15 protein-coding genes are annotated in these 16,338 nt (G+C 67.1%); 9 read left to right on the top strand and 6 right to left on the bottom strand.

Features of this window, described 5'->3' with window-relative positions; translation table 11 throughout:
* Nucleotides 1–48 precede the first annotated feature (48 nt).
* The 6 genes from BJ988_RS25290 (at nt 49) to BJ988_RS25265 (ending at nt 5,193) form a co-directional block, all read left to right on the top strand.
* Entirely contained in the window at nt 49–948 is a 900-nt protein-coding gene (locus BJ988_RS25290) for an amidohydrolase family protein (protein ID WP_179660610.1), read from the top strand.
* Nucleotides 945–1,493, top strand: coding sequence for a cysteine dioxygenase (locus BJ988_RS25285; RefSeq protein WP_179660609.1), 549 nt, complete (start codon nt 945–947; stop codon nt 1,491–1,493). Before BJ988_RS25290 ends, BJ988_RS25285 begins: the two co-directional genes overlap by 4 nt.
* Nucleotides 1,494–1,723: 230 nt before the next feature.
* A complete protein-coding gene (locus BJ988_RS25280; protein WP_179660608.1) occupies nt 1,724–2,785 on the top strand; it encodes an ATP-binding cassette domain-containing protein in 1,062 nt (353 codons plus the stop codon).
* Nucleotides 2,786–2,864: 79 nt separating this feature from the next.
* Nucleotides 2,865–3,521: an ABC transporter permease subunit gene (locus BJ988_RS25275; protein ID WP_179660607.1), complete on the top strand. Its 657-nt coding sequence runs from the start codon at nt 2,865–2,867 to the stop codon at nt 3,519–3,521.
* Nucleotides 3,518–4,231 (top strand): ABC transporter permease, encoded by a 714-nt coding sequence (locus BJ988_RS25270; RefSeq protein ID WP_179660606.1) that lies wholly within the window; start codon nt 3,518–3,520, stop codon nt 4,229–4,231. Before BJ988_RS25275 ends, BJ988_RS25270 begins: the two co-directional genes overlap by 4 nt.
* Nucleotides 4,232–4,260: 29 nt before the next feature.
* Nucleotides 4,261–5,193 carry an ABC transporter substrate-binding protein gene (locus tag BJ988_RS25265; RefSeq protein ID WP_179660605.1) on the top strand — a complete coding sequence of 311 codons (933 nt, stop codon included), beginning with the start codon at nt 4,261–4,263 and terminating at the stop codon, nt 5,191–5,193.
* A gap of 13 nt (nt 5,194–5,206) precedes the next feature.
* On the opposite strand, the gene BJ988_RS25260 is transcribed toward BJ988_RS25265, so the two are convergent.
* Nucleotides 5,207–5,770, bottom strand: coding sequence for a TetR/AcrR family transcriptional regulator (locus BJ988_RS25260; RefSeq protein WP_179660604.1), 564 nt, complete (start codon nt 5,768–5,770; stop codon nt 5,207–5,209).
* 138 nt (nt 5,771–5,908) lie between these two features.
* Here BJ988_RS25260 and BJ988_RS25255 point away from each other — a divergent pair, with 138 nt between their 5' ends.
* Both BJ988_RS25255 and BJ988_RS25250 read left to right on the top strand, forming a co-directional pair.
* Nucleotides 5,909–6,481, top strand: coding sequence for a hypothetical protein (locus tag BJ988_RS25255; RefSeq protein WP_179660603.1), 573 nt, complete (start codon nt 5,909–5,911; stop codon nt 6,479–6,481).
* Nucleotide 6,482: 1 nt separating this feature from the next.
* Nucleotides 6,483–7,937, top strand: coding sequence for a dihydrolipoyl dehydrogenase family protein (locus BJ988_RS25250; RefSeq protein WP_179660602.1), 1,455 nt, complete (start codon nt 6,483–6,485; stop codon nt 7,935–7,937).
* Between the two features lie 201 nt (nt 7,938–8,138).
* Here BJ988_RS25250 and fabG read toward each other — a convergent pair whose 3' ends face one another.
* The 5 genes from fabG to BJ988_RS25225 all read right to left on the bottom strand — a co-directional run bounded on the left by fabG (nt 8,139) and on the right by BJ988_RS25225 (nt 15,452).
* Nucleotides 8,139–8,897 (bottom strand): 3-oxoacyl-ACP reductase FabG, encoded by a 759-nt coding sequence (fabG, locus tag BJ988_RS25245; RefSeq protein WP_179660601.1) that lies wholly within the window; start codon nt 8,895–8,897, stop codon nt 8,139–8,141.
* 11 nt (nt 8,898–8,908) lie between these two features.
* Nucleotides 8,909–10,123, bottom strand: coding sequence for an acetyl-CoA C-acetyltransferase (locus BJ988_RS25240; protein ID WP_179660600.1), 1,215 nt, complete (start codon nt 10,121–10,123; stop codon nt 8,909–8,911).
* 82 nt (nt 10,124–10,205) lie between these two features.
* Nucleotides 10,206–12,461 carry a hydantoinase B/oxoprolinase family protein gene (locus BJ988_RS25235; protein WP_246321567.1) on the bottom strand — a complete coding sequence of 752 codons (2,256 nt, stop codon included), beginning with the start codon at nt 12,459–12,461 and terminating at the stop codon, nt 10,206–10,208.
* Nucleotides 12,462–12,544: 83 nt separating this feature from the next.
* Complete coding sequence (locus tag BJ988_RS25230; RefSeq protein WP_179660598.1) at nt 12,545–14,647, bottom strand: hydantoinase/oxoprolinase family protein; 2,103 nt, start codon at nt 14,645–14,647, stop codon at nt 12,545–12,547.
* A gap of 82 nt (nt 14,648–14,729) precedes the next feature.
* Nucleotides 14,730–15,452 (bottom strand): TetR/AcrR family transcriptional regulator, encoded by a 723-nt coding sequence (locus BJ988_RS25225; protein ID WP_179660597.1) that lies wholly within the window; start codon nt 15,450–15,452, stop codon nt 14,730–14,732.
* A gap of 105 nt (nt 15,453–15,557) precedes the next feature.
* On the opposite strand from BJ988_RS25225, the gene BJ988_RS25220 reads away from it, so the two are divergent.
* Nucleotides 15,558–16,313 carry a maleate cis-trans isomerase family protein gene (locus BJ988_RS25220; RefSeq protein WP_179660596.1) on the top strand — a complete coding sequence of 252 codons (756 nt, stop codon included), beginning with the start codon at nt 15,558–15,560 and terminating at the stop codon, nt 16,311–16,313.
* Nucleotides 16,314–16,338 lie beyond the last annotated feature (25 nt).

Genomic DNA, 16,338 nt, shown 5'->3' with positions numbered 1-16,338 from the left:
CGGCCGGGCAGGCTTGCTTAATCTCGACTAAACATATTGACTTACCGCATGCAGCGTCCTGTCGATGTCCACCAGCATCTGTGGCCGCCGGCGCTGGTCGAGGAGCTGCGCCGCCGGCAGCAGCGGCCGTATCTCGACGGCTGGGTGCTCCACCTCGACGGCGAGCCGCCCTACTCCGTCGACCCCGCAGACCACGACCTCACCCGCCGAGCGGAGCAGGAGGACGGCCTCGTACTGCTGTCCCTCTCCAGCCCGCTGGGGATCGAGTCCCTCCCCGCCGACCAGGCGCTCCCGCTGCTGGAAGCCTGGCACGGCTTCGCCGACGACCTGCCTGCCGAGTACGGCCTGTGGGCCGCGCCGGGGCTCGACGAGCCTGACCTCGGCAGGCTCGCGACGACTCTCGAGCACGACCACGTCCACGGTCTCCAGGTGCCGGCGACCGCGCTGGCGACTCCGGCCGCGCTCGAAGCCCTCGCTCCGATGCTCACGACGGCCCAGCAGGCCGGCCTGCCTGTCCTCGTGCACCCGGGACCCGCGAGCGCCGCGGCCGGCCACACAGATGCACTGCCCGGGTGGTGGCCCGCCCTGACCTCGTACGTCGCCCAGCAGAGTGCCGCCTGGCACGCCTGGCACGTCGCGGGCAGGTCGCTGCTGCCGACGCTGCGGATCGCGTTCGTGGGGCTGGCCGGTCTGGCGCCGCTCCACCACGAGCGCCTCGCCCAGCGCGGAGGTCGGCTAGGCGCGATCGACCGGCACGTCTACTACGAGACCTCGTCCTACGGCACGCAGGCGATCGACGCGATATCGCGCGTGGTCGGGGTCGATCCGCTCGTGAACGGCTCGGACCGGCCGTACGCCGAGCCGACCGATCCCGGCCTCGGCGACGCCCTGACCAGGGCGATCTTCGTCGCCAACCCACACCATCTGCTCACCGGAGGAGACCGATGACCATCGCCGAACCGACCGTGACGGAGCCCATCGTCGACACGGTTCTGAGCGCCGCTGATCTGCCCGGCCTGCCGGGACGCGCGCTCACTCCCGCCGAGCTCCGCACGTGGGTCGACGAGCTCGCCGCACACCCCGAGCGGTGGGGGCATCTGGTCCGCCACGACACCGGCAGTCGCCACTACGTCTCGCTCTACCGCGACAAGGACATCGACGTCTGGCTGCTGTGCTGGAACACCGTCGACGACACCGGCTGGCACGACCACGACATCTCCTCGGGTGCGGTCGCGGTCACCCACGGATCGGTCTACGAGCAGCAGCCGAGGTTCGGCAGCGTGCCGGTACAGCGGGAGGTCGGCGCGGGACGAAGCTTCGGCTTCGGACCCGACCACATCCACCGGATGAGCGGCGCGGCCGACGGTTCCGTCTCGATCCATGCCTACTCGCCGCCGCTGTGGCGGATGGGTCAGTACGCGATCAGCGAGGACGGCGTGATGCGCCGTGTCTCGATCTCCTATGCCGACGAGCTGCGTCCGCTGGACGACTGAAGCATGTCATCCGTGACGCGCATCTCGCTGCGACATCGCGGACGCGGGATCCAGGTTGCCCGGATGGGCGGGACGCATGTGGCACATTCAGGCATCAAGCCCGGTCACGGGCAACTAACGCGACTTTGCCTATCTGTTTAATATCTTCTGTTCCTTCCCCTGATCTGGCAGGCTGAAGATCTTGTGAAACGGCGTCCGCAGGTGGAGAGCGACAGACAGGAGCGGTGGCTGTGATCGAGTTCGAGAGCGTGACCAAGCGCTATCCGGACGGCACCGTCGCCGTGGACGAGCTCTCCTTGAAGGTCGAGACCGGGCAGATCACCGTGTTCGTCGGGCCGTCGGGCTGCGGCAAGACGACCGCGCTGCGGATGATCAACCGGATGATCGAGCCGACCGCCGGCCGCATCCTGATCGACGGCAAAGACGTCACCACCCGCCCGGAGGCGGAGCTGCGGCGCGAGATCGGCTATGTGATCCAGGGCGCCGGGCTCTTCCCGCACCGCACAGTCCTCGACAACGTCGCGACGGTCCCGATCCTTCAGGGCGTCACCCGGCGGGACGCACGCTCGAGCGCCCTCGGCCTGCTCGAACGCGTCGGGCTCCCGGCCAACCTCGGCGAGCGCTACCCGTCCCAGCTCTCGGGCGGCCAGCAGCAGCGCGTCGGTGTCGCCCGCGCCCTCGCGGCCGACCCGCCGGTGCTCCTCATGGACGAACCGTTCTCGGCCGTCGACCCGGTCGTGCGCGACGACCTCCAGCAGGAGCTGCTCCGGCTCCAGGGCGAGCTCGGCAAGACGATCGTCCTGGTCACCCACGACATCGATGAGGCGATCCGGCTCGGCGACGAGGTGGCCGTCTTCGCGCAGGGCGCCCGACTGGCCCAGTTCGCACCACCGGCCGACCTCCTCGCCGCCCCCGCCGACGATTTCGTCGCCGCGCTCGTGGGCCGCGACCGTGGCTTCCGCGGCCTCGGGTTCGCCGACGGGAGCGAGATCACGCTCAGACCCGTCGACCACGGCATCGACGGGCTCGCTCTCGAGGTCGACGTCGACGGCCGACCGCTGGGCTGGCGCGGCACCGAGGGGCTCCTCCCGACCGAGGGCACCTTCCGTGACGGTGCCAACCTGCGTACGGTCACGGACCTGGTCATCCTCTCGCCCGCGGGCGCCGCGGTGCGGGTCGACGCCGAGGGCCGTGCCGACGGACTGGTCCTGCTCGAGGATCTGGCCGGCAGCGTACGGACCCAGCAGCGGGAGCGGCTGACGGCACTGGCCACGGTCGAGGAGGTTGGGTGAGCGAGCGCAAGCGAGCGAACCGGACAATCATCACGCCGCCGCGTCCGTACACTCGCGCCCGCGCTACGGGGGTGGCGACGTGAGCGACCTGTGGAGCTATCTCCGCACCAACGGTGACGACGTTCTCACCGCACTCGTCCAGCACATCTGGCTCGCCCTGTTGCCCGTGACGATCGCGTTCGTCCTCGCGCTGCCGCTGGGTGCTCTGGTCCAACGCTACGGCCCGGTGCGCCACGTGGCGCTCACCGCCGGAAGCGTGATCTACACGGTCCCGTCGCTGGCCCTGCTCCTGCTGCTCCCGGGCATCCTCGGCACCAGCGTCCTCGACCCGCTCAACGTGGTCATCGCGCTCACGCTCTACTCGCTCGCTCTGCTCGTCCGCACGACCGCCGACGGCCTCGACGCCGTCGACCCGACCGTCCTCCAAGCGGCCTCCGCGATGGGCTATCGGCCCGTACGCCGCTGGTTCACCGTCCAGCTGCCGCTGGCGATGCCGGTGATCCTGACCGGACTCCGGGTCGCGACGGTGGCCAACGTGAGCATGGTCAGCGTCGCCGCCCTGATCGGCATCGGTGGTCTCGGCCAGCTCTTCACCCGAGGATTCCAGCTCGGCTTCTACCTGCCACCGATCGTCATCGGACTGGTCCTCTCGGTCGCGCTCGCGGTCGTCGCCGACGTCTTCATCGTCGGGGTCCAACGCCGGCTCACCCCTTGGGCGAGAGCGGGTTCGCGATGAGTCTCGACTACCTGCTCGACGCCGCCAACTGGTCGCTGAGCAACCCCGAAGGGTTCCCGCAGCGCATCCTCGAGCACCTCGGCTACACCGCCCTCGCCCTGTTGATCGCGGCCGTGATCGCGTTCCCGATCGGCCTGCTGATCGGCCACACCGGGCGTGGTGCGCTGCTCGCCATCAACCTCGGCAACGCGGGTCGCGCGCTGCCGACCCTGGGCGTGCTCATGCTCGCGCTCGCGGTCGTCGGGATCGGACTGGTCCCGGTCACGATCGCCCTGGTCGTGCTCGCGATCCCGCCCATCCTCGCCACCACGTACGCCGGGGTCCGGTCCGTCGCCGACGAGACCGTCGACGCAGCGCGAGGTGTCGGCATGACCGAGCCCCAGATCGCCTGGCGCGTCGAGGTCCCGATCGCGCTGCCGATCATCATCGGTGGCCTGCGCAACGCCACCCTCCAGGTGATCTCGACCGCGACGATCGCTGCGTACGCCGGCCTCGGCGGCCTCGGCCGCTATCTCTTCGACGGGCTGGCGACGCTCGATTACGACCAGGTGGTGGCCGGCGCGATCGTGATCGCCGTGCTCGCGGTCGTGATCGACCTCGCGCTCGCGGGGACACAGCGGCTGCTCGTCTCACCAGGGGTCGGCGGCCGCGGAGCCGACAACCGACCCACCACCGTCCGTCCCGAGCCCAAGCCCGAACCCGCCGGCTGAACAATCCAGCAGAACCGAGAGGTATCCCGATGTCCCGCCGTACCCGTACCACCGCGTACCTGCTCGCGACGATCGCCGTCGCAGGCACCCTGACCGCCTGTGGCGGCGACCCGCTCGACTCCGGCTCCGACTCCGGATCCGACTCGGACGCCGGCACGATCGTCGTCGGCTCCGCCAACTTCCCCGAGAGCGAACTGCTGATGGAGATGTACGCCCAGGCTCTCGAGGCCGAGGGCGTCGAGGTCGAGACCAAGCCCAACATCGGCTCGCGCGAGGTCTACATGGAGGCCTTCAAGAGCGGTGACATCGACCTGCTGCCCGAGTACAACGGCGGTCTGCTCTCCTATCTGACCGAGGGCGACATGCCGGAGGGCGTCTCCGCGCCCGACGACGTCTACACCGCGCTCCAGGACGTACTCCCGGAGGGCAGCCAGACGCTTCCGCAGTCGGCCGCCGAGGACAAGGACTCGTTGACGGTCACCAAGGAGACGGCCGGGAAGTACTCCCTGAGCAGCATCGAGGATCTCGCGCCGGTCGCCAAGGACCTCTCTCTCGGCGCCAGCCCGGAGTTCAAGAAGCGCGCCCAGGGCGTACCCGGTCTCGAGAAGGTCTACGGCGTCACCTTCAAGGAGCTCACCCCGACCGATCCCGGCGGCCCGCTGACCATCGCGGCACTGAAGAAGGGTGACGTCGACGTCGCCAACGTGTTCACCACCGACTCCGCGATCCCGACCAACGACTGGGTCGTCCTGGAAGACCCGAAGAACCTCTTCCTCGCCCAGAACGTGGTGCCGCTGATCCGTTCGGAGGTCCTCACCGACGACGCCGAGTCCGCCCTCAACTCGGTCTCCGAGGCGCTGACCACCGAGAACCTCACCGACGCGCTCGCCGAGGTGCAGGTCGACAAGACCGACCCCGCCACGGTCGCCAAGGAGTTCCTGGCCGACAACGGCATCGCGTGACGCAGCTGCTCGCCTACCTCAGCCCGCTGCGGTAGGCGAGCAGCCCCTCGAGCCCACGCAGGAACGTCTCGCAGACGGGTCCTGGAGCGGTCAGACAACCGGCGGCCATGGCGCCGTCGCGCAGCATCACGAAGTGGCGGCCTGCGAACTCCGAATCCGGCTTTCCCGTCTGCGAGAAGAGCTCGGTGACCGTCGCCAGGAACCACCGCCGGTGCTCGAGCACAGCTTGGTGGACCATGTGCGCCGGGTCCGGGTATTCGGCCGCCGCGTTGAGGAACGCACAACCTCGGAATCCCTCGCTCTGGATGTCCGCGGCGATCGACCGGCCGATGGTCCGGATGAGGTCGTCGGGATCCTCAACCCCCGCCCGGGCGTCATCGACGCGCGCCCGGATCGCCTCGTCGGCCTGCGTCAGGTACGTCACGACGAGCTCGTCCTTGCTCCGGAAATGGCGATAGAGCGTCGCCCGCGTGACCTGCGCCTCGGCGATCACACGATCCACGCCCACCGAGTGCAGACCCTCGGTGTAGAAGAGCCGACTTGCCGTACTGAGCAGTCGATCCCGGGCCTCAGACATCGCCATCCCCCTCGTTCTCGCTGCGTCGATCGTAGCAGACAGAACGATCGGTCTTGCATTTGCAGATGAACTGCGACAGACTCCGACCAAGATAGAACGATCGTTCTGTCTCCCAGGTTGATCTGAGAAGGGGATCCCATGTCCACCTCCGTAGAGACCGGCCGTCCCGGCACACCGTCCACTGCGACCGGCAGCCTTCCGAAGCTGTACGTCGCTCGCTTCGGGTTTGCGATCGGCTGGGCCGTCCTGGTCGCCCTGACCGCGTCGACGCTCGACGCCCCGACCATTGCACTGCTGGTGATCTATCCCCTGTTCGACGTGGCGGCGGCCGTGGTCGACTTCCGCACCTCCGGAGCGAGCGGCCCTCGGACGCTCCTCTACGTCAACATGGCGCTCAGCCTGCTCACCGCCGTCGGCGTCGCGGTCGCCGCCACCTCCGGGATCCCCGGGGTCCTGCAGGTGTGGGGCGTCTGGGCGATCACCGCAGGTCTGGTCCAGCTGATCGTCGCGGTTCGGCGCTACCGGCTCGGCGGCCAGTGGGCGATGATCCTGAGCGGTGGGATCTCGACCTTCGCCGGGACCGGCTTCATCCTGATGGCCGCCGGCCCGAACGCGTCGCTCACCAGCCTCGCCGGCTACGCGACGCTCGGCGGCATCTTCTTCCTCGTTTCCGCCCTCCGACTGCGCCAGCGCGCGAGTAAGGTCGACTGACATGAGCAGCAGCAGCCAAGACCGCACCGTGGACGTCATCATCATCGGCGCCGGACCGACCGGGGAGAACGTCGCCGACCGCGCGGTGCAGGGCGGTCTGACCGCGGCCATCGTCGAACGCGAGCTGGTGGGTGGTGAGTGCTCCTACTGGGCATGCATGCCGACGAAGGCGCTGCTCCGGGACGCGGCGGCGCTACGTGCCGCCAAGGCGCTGCCGGCCGCCGGAAAGGCGATCACGGGCACCCTCGACGCCGAGGCCGTCTTCGCCCGACGTGACCAGTTCACCTCGGGCTGGAAGGACGCCGGCCAGGTCGAGTGGTTGACCGGTGCCGGGATCACGCTGGTCCGCGGACACGGCCGCATCACCGGCACCCGCACGGTCACCGTCACCGACTCGGACGGCACGACCACGAACCTTCAGGCGCGTCAGGCCGTGGTGATCGCCACCGGCACCTCCGCCCTCACCCCGCCGGTCCCCGGCTTGGACGAGGCCGACCCCTGGACGAACCGTGAGGCTGCCGCTGCCACGTCCGTCCCGGATCGCCTGGCGATCATCGGCGGCGGGGTGGTCGGTGTCGAGATGGCGACCGCCTTCAGCGCCCTCGGGTCGCAGGTGACCCTGATCTCGCGCAGCCGGCTCCTTGCAGGGGTCGAGGAGTTCGCGGGTGAGCATGTGGCCGATGCGCTCCGGACGTACGGGGTCTCGGTGCTCTTGGACCGCGACGCGAGCGAGGTCCGTCGCGACGACACCGGCGAGGTGCACCTGACGCTCTCCGACGGCGCCGAGGTGACCGCGGACGAGGTCCTCGTCGCCACCGGCCGGGTGCCCAACACCAAGGACCTCGGCCTGGAGCACGTCGGCCTGACGCCCGGTAAGTGGCTGGCGGTCGACGACGCCCTGGCCGTGGTCGACGACAGCGGCCGGCTCGAGGACGGCTGGCTCTACGCCGCCGGTGACATCAACCACCGAGCGCTGCTGACCCATCACGGGAAGTACCAGGCCCGCGCCCTGGGCGACCTGATCGCGGCCCGGGCGCGCGGCGAGGAGCCCGACCTGAGCACGTGGGGCCGTCACGCCGCCACCGCCGACGAGCGCGCCGTCACCCAGGTGATCTTCACCGACCCCGAGGTCGTCGCCGTCGGCCACACCGCCGCGTCGGCCGAGGCCGCCGGCATCGAGGTCGGCGTCGTCGACTACGACCTCGGCTCGATCGCCGGCGCATCGCTGCACGCCGACGGCTACCGCGGCCAGGCGCGGATGGTCATCGACGAGCAGCGCAAGGTCCTGGTCGGCTTCACCGCGGTCGGCCCCGACATCTCCGAACTCCTGCACGCGGCCACGATCGCGATCGTCGGCGAGGTCCCCCTCGACCGCCTCTGGCACGCCGTCCCCGCCTACCCGACCATCAGCGAGATCTGGCTCCGCCTCCTCGAGACCGCCGGTCGCGATCGCTAGATCGTCGTTAACGGCTGCCGAAAGACGATCGGCGTACGTATCGCCGAGATCGCTCGCCAGGATCGGCCGGAGGGCGACTGGTCCTGGATGTAGGAGTCAAGGGTCTTGGTCTGCTCGAGGTGCCAGTGTTTGAGCGCTCAGGCGTGCGCTAGCAGCAGGTTGTAGGCAACCAGGTGCTGCTGTGCGTTCCTTGGCATCCCTCTAGACAAGGGTCCATCCTCCGTCGACGTAAATCGTCTGGCCCGTGACGAAGGAGGCCGCCTCGGACGCGAGGAAGAGCACCGCATGGGCGATGTCGGCTGGCTGTCCCATACGCCCCACGACGTTCTGCTTCGCCAAGGACTCGTTGAACTGTTCCTCACTCATACCAAGTCGTCGCGCCACGGCTGCGGTCATCTCTGTGTCGATGAAGCCCGGAGCCACCGCGTTACTCGTAACGCCGAAGCCGCCCAGCTCGATCGCAACAGTGCGGGTGAAGGCCTGGATTCCTGCCTTGGCCGCGGCGTAGTTGGCCTGGCCGCGGTTGCCGAGCGCGATGACGGAGGAGGTGTTGACGATGCGTCCGTAGCGCTGGGCGACCATCGTTGCCTGCACGGCGCGGGTTATCAGGAAGGTCCCCTTGAGGTGCACGTCGAGAACAGCGTCCCAATCGTCCTCGCTCATCTTGTGCAGCAGGTTGTCGCGGGTGATCCCCGCGTTGTTGACTGCGATGTGAAGGTCACCGAAGGCGTCGAGCACCCGATCCACCGCTGCGGTGACAGACGAAGCCTGTGCGACGTCCACGCCTACACCGACATGGCCCTCGCCCGGCAGTTGCTGCGCGGCTGTGGCCGCTGCGCGCTCGTCGAGATCGAGCACCGCTACGCGTGCCCCCTTCTCGGCAAGCCGCTTGGCGGTCTCGAGCCCGAGTCCTCGGGCGGCACCGGTGATCAGGGCCGAACGCCCTGCGAAGTCGTTCATGCTCGCTCCATTTAGATTCGCTCGAGAATGAGAGCCATGCCTTGGCCACCGCCGACGCACAGCGTGATCAGCCCCGTGGTCTTGTCATGGAAGTCGAGCGAGTTGAGCATCGTGCCCTGAAGACGCGCCCCGGTCATCCCGTAGGGGTGACCAAGAGCGATCGCGCCACCGTTGACGTTGAGCCGGTCGAGGTCGATGCCGAGCTCCTCGTACGACGCGATCACCTGAGCAGCAAACGCCTCATTGATCTCCACGAGATCGATGTCTGCGATCGTCATTCCCGCGCGATCAAGGGCGCGGTTCGTCGCCTCCACGGGTCCCAGTCCCATGAGTTCCGGCGACAGTGCGGATACTCCCGTCGAGACGATGCGTGCCAGTGGTCTCACCCCAAGCTGCTCGGCTTTGGTGTCAGACATGATCACGACCGCTGCAGCACCGTCGTTCAGGGGACAACAGTTCGCTGCGGTGACCACACCACCTTCACGGAAGGCGGGTTTGAGCTGAGAGACCGTCTCGTATGTGGTGCCTGGCCTGGGACAGTCGTCGGCAACGACGACCGTTCCGTCCGGGCTCGTGATCGGTGTGATCTCACGCGCCCAGAAACCTTCGCGGATCGACTTCTCCGTGAGGTTCTGAGACCTGACGGAGAAGTGGTCGAGATCCTCCCGTCTCAGGCCACGCAACGTCGCGACGTTCTCTGCGGTCTGCCCCATCTGGATGTAGATGTCGGGCGCCAGCCCGTCCTCCCGCGGGTCGTGCCAGGTCTCGTTGGTCTCGGCGGTGCGGGTCGTGCGGGCCATCGCTTCATCGAACCGGGGATTCTTGGTGTCTGGAAGCTCGTCCGAGCTGCCTTTGAAGTGGCGCGAGACCGCCTCCACGCCGGCGGAGACGAAGACATCGCCTTCGCCGGATTTGATCGCATGGAAGGCCATCCGGGTGGTCTGGATGGACGAGGCGCAGTAGCGCGTGACAGTGGTACCCGGCACTTCGTCCCAGCCGTTCATGACTGCTACAACCCTCCCTAGGTTGTAGCCTGCTTCGCCACCAGGCATCGCGCAGCCGAGCATCAGGTCGTCGATCTCGCTTGGCTGGAGCCCCGGCACCTTCTCAACGGTCGCTCTGACCGCGGCCGCGGCCAGCTCGTCGGGTCGCATCTCCCTGAGCGACCCTTTGACCGCCCTGCCGATGGGCGTCCGCGCGGCCGCGACAATCACTGCTTCTGGCATGTTCTCTTCCTTCCGAACCGGATCCAATCCGGAGACGCACATGGGCCAGGCGATGCCTGGCCCATGTGACTGCGGGGGTGTGTCAGACGGCCATGTAGCGGTCGAGGTCCAGGATGTGATCGACGTGCGCTGCCGGCACGACCCCGGAATAGATCGCCGTGTAGCAGCTCGGGCAGCTGAGCTGACGGAAGACGACCTCATCGTCGACGTACTGCTCGGGATGTGCCGTGACCTGCGGGCCGGCCAGGGAGGTGGGTCCTTCGAAGAAGGCGACGTTAAGTGCCTTGTCCCGACGCGGGTCGCCGAGCTCGTGACCACAGTGGGCACAGGCCACCGCCACGACCCCTTCAGTTTCGATCGCGACGAGGTTGTCGTCGATCCGCTTGCCGACATTCGGGTCGTGACTCTTGCCCGAGTTCGTGGCAGGTGCCGTGGAACGTACTTTCCGCTCCTCCCTGTGCCGTGAGCGCAGAGCCTCGGTGCCATCGAGGTTGACCTCGCCGTCGACCAGTACGACGCCGTAGGACTGCTCCGCTCCTTCCGCGGTGATCTTGCCCTCGGCCAGGTCGTGGACCACCAGGTGCGGCTCGCGCAGCAGCGGGTCGCCGTAGCCGCCGCCACTCTGCCAGTTCAGGTAGAGCAGGTCGCCGGGAGCGATGGACGTCTCGCCGTAGCAGGGCTGGAGCTCATGGTCCCCTTGGAGGGTCTGGAGGTCGAACGGCACCTCGCCTGTGGCCATCTTGTCCTTGACACCGGTGTTCCGAGCCACCATGCCAACGGCCGTGTTGCCCGGGTAGCCGCCCGCGAGGCCACCGTTCTGCGAAACACTCTTGCCAGCCGATGCGATGACCAGGCCCACCGGCACCTCGGTGCCGTATGGGATGAAGGCCGCGGAGCCGCTCAGCCCTCCGCGGTGACGGCCGGGGCCACCCGAGTCCGGCTCCTCGCGACGCCACAGCGTCATCAGCGGGTAGAGGTACTCGGTCATCTCGACATCAGGAAGGCGCCCCATCGGGATGCAGAAGACGCCGCCGGTGTCCATGCCGTCGACCTGCGGGCGAGCACCATAGCCCGCCGCCACGACGTCCATCACCACATTGAGGAACGGGACCGGCGTCTCGCCGCGCTGGTCGAGGCCGGCCATGACGGCAGTGTCGTGGGTGCCACAGCACGATGCCTGGACACGGTCACGGAACTCGACGGTCCGGTCCATCATCTGGCTCAGGCACTCGGCCACCAAGGCCCCGAGCGCCCATGCCGGCCCAATCGGGGCGCGGCTCACCGCTGCAGGGAAGGTGGCGTTGACGATGCTCCCCTCCTCCGCGATGAGGTCGAAGCAGCGCATCAGGCCGCCTGCAGACCAGGGGATGTCGTCGGCAAGCATCGGCATGATCGCAAGCATCGCGCCACCACGCATGCCGGCATAGGTGCAGTTGATGACGCCTCTCTGCTCGTCCGTTCCGGTGAAGTCCAGGGTGAGGTGGTCGTCCTTCTTGGTCATGGTGAGCGAGATCTTGTGGACGCCCCGATCACCCGCGTGGGACTGATCTTGGTAGCCGGAGGTGCTCCAGCTGCCATCGGGCAGGCTCTTGAGCTTGCCCCGGAGACGCCCCTCCGCGTCGTTCATCATCCGCTTCATGACGGCCTTCACCGTGTCGGCACCATACTGCTCGATCACCTCGAGCAGCCGCGCACGACCGACCGTGTTCGCGCCGACCTTCGCGCGCAGGTCGAGGCTGACCAGCAGGGGTACGCGGGACCGACGCACCCATGCATCGGCAACGTCCTCCTGGACCTCGAAGTCGCGGACCACCTTGATCGGCGGGGTCGGCAGCGCCTCGGAGAAGACGTCCGTGGCCGACGGGCTGAACGACCCCAGTCCCACGCCGCCGAGGTCCGGCTCGTGACAGATCGCCGAGGTCCATCCGAAGAGCTTCCCGTCATGGAAGATCGGCTGGTAGACGATCACGTCGTTCTGGTGGAGGCCCCCGCCGACCCACGGGTCGTTGGCGAGGAACATGTCCCCCTCCTTGACCCCTGGGTTCTTCACTCGGTGCTGAAGGGTCCAATAGATGGCAAGATCGATCGCGCCGGCGAGCATGCAGTTGTAGAGGCCCACCTGGACCTCCTGGCCAACCTCGTCGCAGATCGCGAAGTCGAAGTCGTTGGCATCGGTCACGATGGGGGACCCCGACATCCGCTTGAGCGTCTCACCCATCTCGTTGGTCACCGACCAGAGGCGATGCCGTACCACCTCGTAGGTCAACGGATCGAGCTCATCGATCTGCTCTTGAGTGACCGTGTGCATGGGCAGCACGCCCTCAAGGCTCTGGGTCAAGACCTCAGGATCGATGGGTCGGCTGGAAAAGCGGTCGGCCCCGGGAATCGTCATGGTGGACATATGTTTCCTCGGTTTCTGATTCAGTCTCGGGTGATGATGTTGAGATTGCCCAGGTGATCGACGGTGCCTGTCATCTTCGGGGGCACGACAACCGTCGTGGTCTCGACTTCGATGACGGCCGGCCCGGCGACGACATGCCCGGCCCGCAACTTGCGGTAGTCGTAGATGGGCGTGTCGACGTAGCCAATCTGGGCGTCGAGGCACACCTGCCGGGTCGTCGACTGCGCGTTCGACGGGTCGGGGCTCGACGCCGACTCCAGGCCGGGCATCTGCGGGTCGAAGGGAAGCACGCCAGTGGCCTGCACGCGCAGCGTGATCGATTGGATTCCGGCCGCCGAGAACCCAGTCCCCTCGCCGAAGAGGTGAGCGTACTTCGCCTCGAAGTCATTCATTGCTGCGATCATTTCGCCCTCGGCTAGATCGCCTGAGGGCACTGTGACGCTCACCTCGGCCAGTTGCGCCGTATAGCGCAGATCCATCTCGCGGACAAACTGGATCTCCTTGAAGGAGAGGTTCTGGCGCGCCAAGGCCTCCCCTAGGCGAGCCTCGAGCTCCTCGAAGTGCCGCTGAGTCGCCGTAGCGGACACCGGCATCTGGCCCGGGTCGGAGAGTTCCTGGGCGAGGACGACATCGGAGGCCGCAAGCCCGAAGGCAGAGAAGCCCGAGGCCACCGGCCCGAGTGGGACGACCACCTCGCGGACGCCCACCTCGGCGGAGTAAGCCGCACAGTAGGAGGGGCCGGCACCCCCGAACGCATAGAGCACGAAGTTACGCGGATCGTGGCCGGCCTCGACCACTGTCTTCCTGAGCAAGTCACCGGTCTGAGCGTTTTGGATCGCGTAGATCGCCGCAGCCGCATTCTCGACGGAGATGCCGAGCGGCTCGGCGATGTGGGTCCGGATAGCCTCTCGGGCCGCCTGGACGTCGAGCTTCTTGCGGCCACCGACCAGGCCGGTCTCGGGCAGAATGCCCAGGACCAGGTTCGCGTCGGTGTTCGTCGGCTCGACACCCCCGGCGCCGTAGCACGCGGGGCCGGGCACTGACTGCGCCGAACGGGGACCCACCTGGAGATTCCCACCACGGTCGATCCAGGCGACGGCGCCACCGCCAGAACCGATCGCGTGCACCTCCAACGTGGGCACGTTGATCGGGTGGTGATTGATGATCGTCTGGCTGGTGCGGACCGGCTCGCCGTCGACGACGAGGCCGACCAGGAAGGTCGTTCCTCCGACATCAGTCGAGATGATGTTCTTGTGGCCGAGTTGCTGGCCGAGGTTCACCGCACCAACGACTCCACCGGTGAGGACCGACCCGATGGTGCTGATGGCAGTGGCCGGTGCCTCGGAGGCAGCAATAGCTCCACCGTTGCTCTGCATGACCAACAGCGGGCCCTTCAGCCCAGAGGCCGTCAGACGGGACTCCAGTTCACCGAGGTAGTCCCGGAGACCAGGGCCGATCTGGGCGCTCATGATCGTCGTCGACGAACGTGAGAACTCGCGGATGCGTGGGCTGACCTCGTGCGAGAGCGCCACAAAGACCTCTGGGTCGATCTCCTGGATGATCTCGCGAACGCGCTGCTCATGCGCCGGGTTGCGGAACGACCAAAGCAGGGAGACGGCGATGGATCGGATGCCCTTGGCCAGGAGCGCGGCGACGGACTCACGGACGGAGTCCTCGTTGAGCTTGACCACAACGTTGCCGGCGTGGTCGACCCGCTCGATGACCTCATAGGCCTGGCTCTTCGGGATCAGGTGGGTCTTGCGCTGACCCATGACGCTCTGTAGCTCGTGGGGTGCGCTGCCGAGATAGCGGCCCTCGACGTTCATGATGTAGATCGAGTCACGGTGGCCCGCGGTGGTCAGGAAACCCACGGCTGGCACTGTGCCCATCACCAGCGCGTTGAGCGACGACGTGGTGCCGTGTGCGATGTGGTGGGTCTTGTCGAGCATTACCTCGACGGGCTCGCCCAGATTCTCGGCGAGCTGATGGATGACATCCATGACGCCTTGCGAGTAGTTCGGCGGCGTCGTGGGTGACTTCGCCGCGACGACCGTGCCGTTGCCGTCATCCAGAATCGCATCAGTGAACGTCCCGCCGACGTCCACACCAATGACATAGGCCATGTTGAAGGCTCCCTAAAGTTAGCGTGAGGCGTGTCACAACTTAAGGGAGTCTTACGGATTCGTCAATAGGTAGACACTGTCGTCAATCTTCACCCTGGAGAAGATTCTCAAGCCGATCGATCTCCCGGCGCATGCTTCGGAGAATGCCGACAGGCCCAGCGGACGTAGGCCGCCCCAGCTCAGCAGCGAGACCATGGACCGCGAAGTCAGCCAACTCCTCACTGACAGCGTCGAGGTCGAACGACGAGCCCGGGTGATACCACCAGGCAACCCAGTTCGTGATCCCAAGGATCCCCAGCGCGGCAACCTGGGGCATCTGCGCGCGGAAGACGCCAGCGTCAATGCCCTGCTCGATCACCCGACTCAGGGAATGCAGCACAGACTTCCGGTTGGCCTCATAGGCCTCACGCACCCCTTCCGGCAGATCCGCCTCCGAGCGGATCAGGAGCCGGAAGCGCTCGGCGTGGAGACCATTGCTGCGCACCGTATGCCGGACGATCTCACGAACCTTCTCCTCAGCGCTCAGAGCCTTGCGTCGGGCGATCTTGCTGATGTCCGTCGCAGCTTCGACCGTGACCTCCGCAACCAGCTTGGCGAGCAGCTCCTCCTTGTTCCGGAAATAGTGATACAGCGCCGGCCTGGTGAGACCCACAGCATCAGCGATGTCCTGCAGGGACGTCCCCGCGTAGCCGCGCTGCGCGAACAGGCTCGTGGCCTGATCGAAGATCTCTTGCTGCACCAAACCCCGCCGGCCGCGCGGCCGAGCCTCAGCAGTATCAACGACTTCATTCTCCGGAGTAGCCATATGCGGAGACTAGCGAAACGCCATACCCTTGACACTTGTGTTGACTTTTTGTCGTCTATGTCGAAGCATGGAAGGGTTGTCAGTCACAGCAGGAGAGGCATCCGCATGACCCACATACGAGTCGGACTCGTAGTCCCGAGCTCCAACGTCACCGTCGAGACGGAGCTGCCAAAGATCCTGTCCCGGCACCCGGAGGCAACGTTCTCCTTCCACGGCAGCCGCATGCGCATGCACCAGGTCTCCCCCGAGGGGCTTGCCCGAATGAACGCTCAGCGGGAGCGCTGCGTGATCGAGATCGCCGACGCGGCGCCTGATGTGATCCTCTACGCGTGCTTGGTGGCGATCATGGTCGGCGGCCCTGACGAGCACCGACGGGTGGAGGGCCTGGTCGCCGAGCAGTTGGCGACCGGCAAATCCCAGGCTGGGGTTCGCTCCAGCGCGGGGGCCCTTGTCGAGGGGCTGCACGCTCTCGGCGCCAAGCGAGTCGGACTGGTCATGCCGTACATGAGGCCGCTCGCTCAGCAGGTCGTCGAGTACATCGAGTCAGAAGGCTTCGATGTTCTCGCTTGGCGCGCCCTTGAGGTCGAGGACAACCACGCGGTGGGTTGCATCCCGAACGAGCAGGTTATGGAGGCGGCGCGCTCCATCGACACCGCAGAGCTCGATGCCCTGGTCATCTCCTGCTGCGTTCAGATGCCCTCGCTCGACCTCGTCGACCTCGCAGAAAAGGAGCTCGGCATTCCCGTGATCTCGGCCGCCACCGCCGGCGCCTACAGCATCCTGGCGGCCCGGGGACTGCCTCTGACCATCCCCGGAGCGGGATCGCTCCTCAGCCGGGACCTGGCCGTCGCGTCGGCGTGACGCGCACCGAACAAAGGAGATCCAC

The organism is Nocardioides panzhihuensis, from assembly GCF_013408335.1.
Lineage (GTDB): Bacteria > Actinomycetota > Actinomycetes > Propionibacteriales > Nocardioidaceae > Nocardioides > Nocardioides panzhihuensis.
Note: the sequence above shows the minus strand (reverse complement) of the source record. Positions and strands in the feature narration are given on the sequence as shown.

What these genes read in the sequence shown, in the direction of transcription:
- BJ988_RS25260 (WP_179660604.1), bottom strand. Translation starts at nt 5,770, where the DNA reads ATGTCTGAGGCCCGGGATCGACTGCTCAGTACGGCAAGTCGGCTCTTC.
- BJ988_RS25250 (WP_179660602.1), top strand. Translation starts at nt 6,483, where the DNA reads ATGAGCAGCAGCAGCCAAGACCGCACCGTGGACGTCATCATCATCGGC.
- BJ988_RS25230 (WP_179660598.1), bottom strand. Translation starts at nt 14,647, where the DNA reads ATGGCCTATGTCATTGGTGTGGACGTCGGCGGGACGTTCACTGATGCG.
- BJ988_RS25240 (WP_179660600.1), bottom strand. Translation starts at nt 10,123, where the DNA reads ATGCCAGAAGCAGTGATTGTCGCGGCCGCGCGGACGCCCATCGGCAGG.
- BJ988_RS25265 (WP_179660605.1), top strand. Translation starts at nt 4,261, where the DNA reads ATGTCCCGCCGTACCCGTACCACCGCGTACCTGCTCGCGACGATCGCC.
- BJ988_RS25225 (WP_179660597.1), bottom strand. Translation starts at nt 15,452, where the DNA reads ATGGCTACTCCGGAGAATGAAGTCGTTGATACTGCTGAGGCTCGGCCG.
- fabG (WP_179660601.1), bottom strand. Translation starts at nt 8,897, where the DNA reads ATGAACGACTTCGCAGGGCGTTCGGCCCTGATCACCGGTGCCGCCCGA.
- BJ988_RS25285 (WP_179660609.1), top strand. Translation starts at nt 945, where the DNA reads ATGACCATCGCCGAACCGACCGTGACGGAGCCCATCGTCGACACGGTT.
- BJ988_RS25290 (WP_179660610.1), top strand. Translation starts at nt 49, where the DNA reads ATGCAGCGTCCTGTCGATGTCCACCAGCATCTGTGGCCGCCGGCGCTG.
- BJ988_RS25270 (WP_179660606.1), top strand. Translation starts at nt 3,518, where the DNA reads ATGAGTCTCGACTACCTGCTCGACGCCGCCAACTGGTCGCTGAGCAAC.
- BJ988_RS25255 (WP_179660603.1), top strand. Translation starts at nt 5,909, where the DNA reads ATGTCCACCTCCGTAGAGACCGGCCGTCCCGGCACACCGTCCACTGCG.
- BJ988_RS25220 (WP_179660596.1), top strand. Translation starts at nt 15,558, where the DNA reads ATGACCCACATACGAGTCGGACTCGTAGTCCCGAGCTCCAACGTCACC.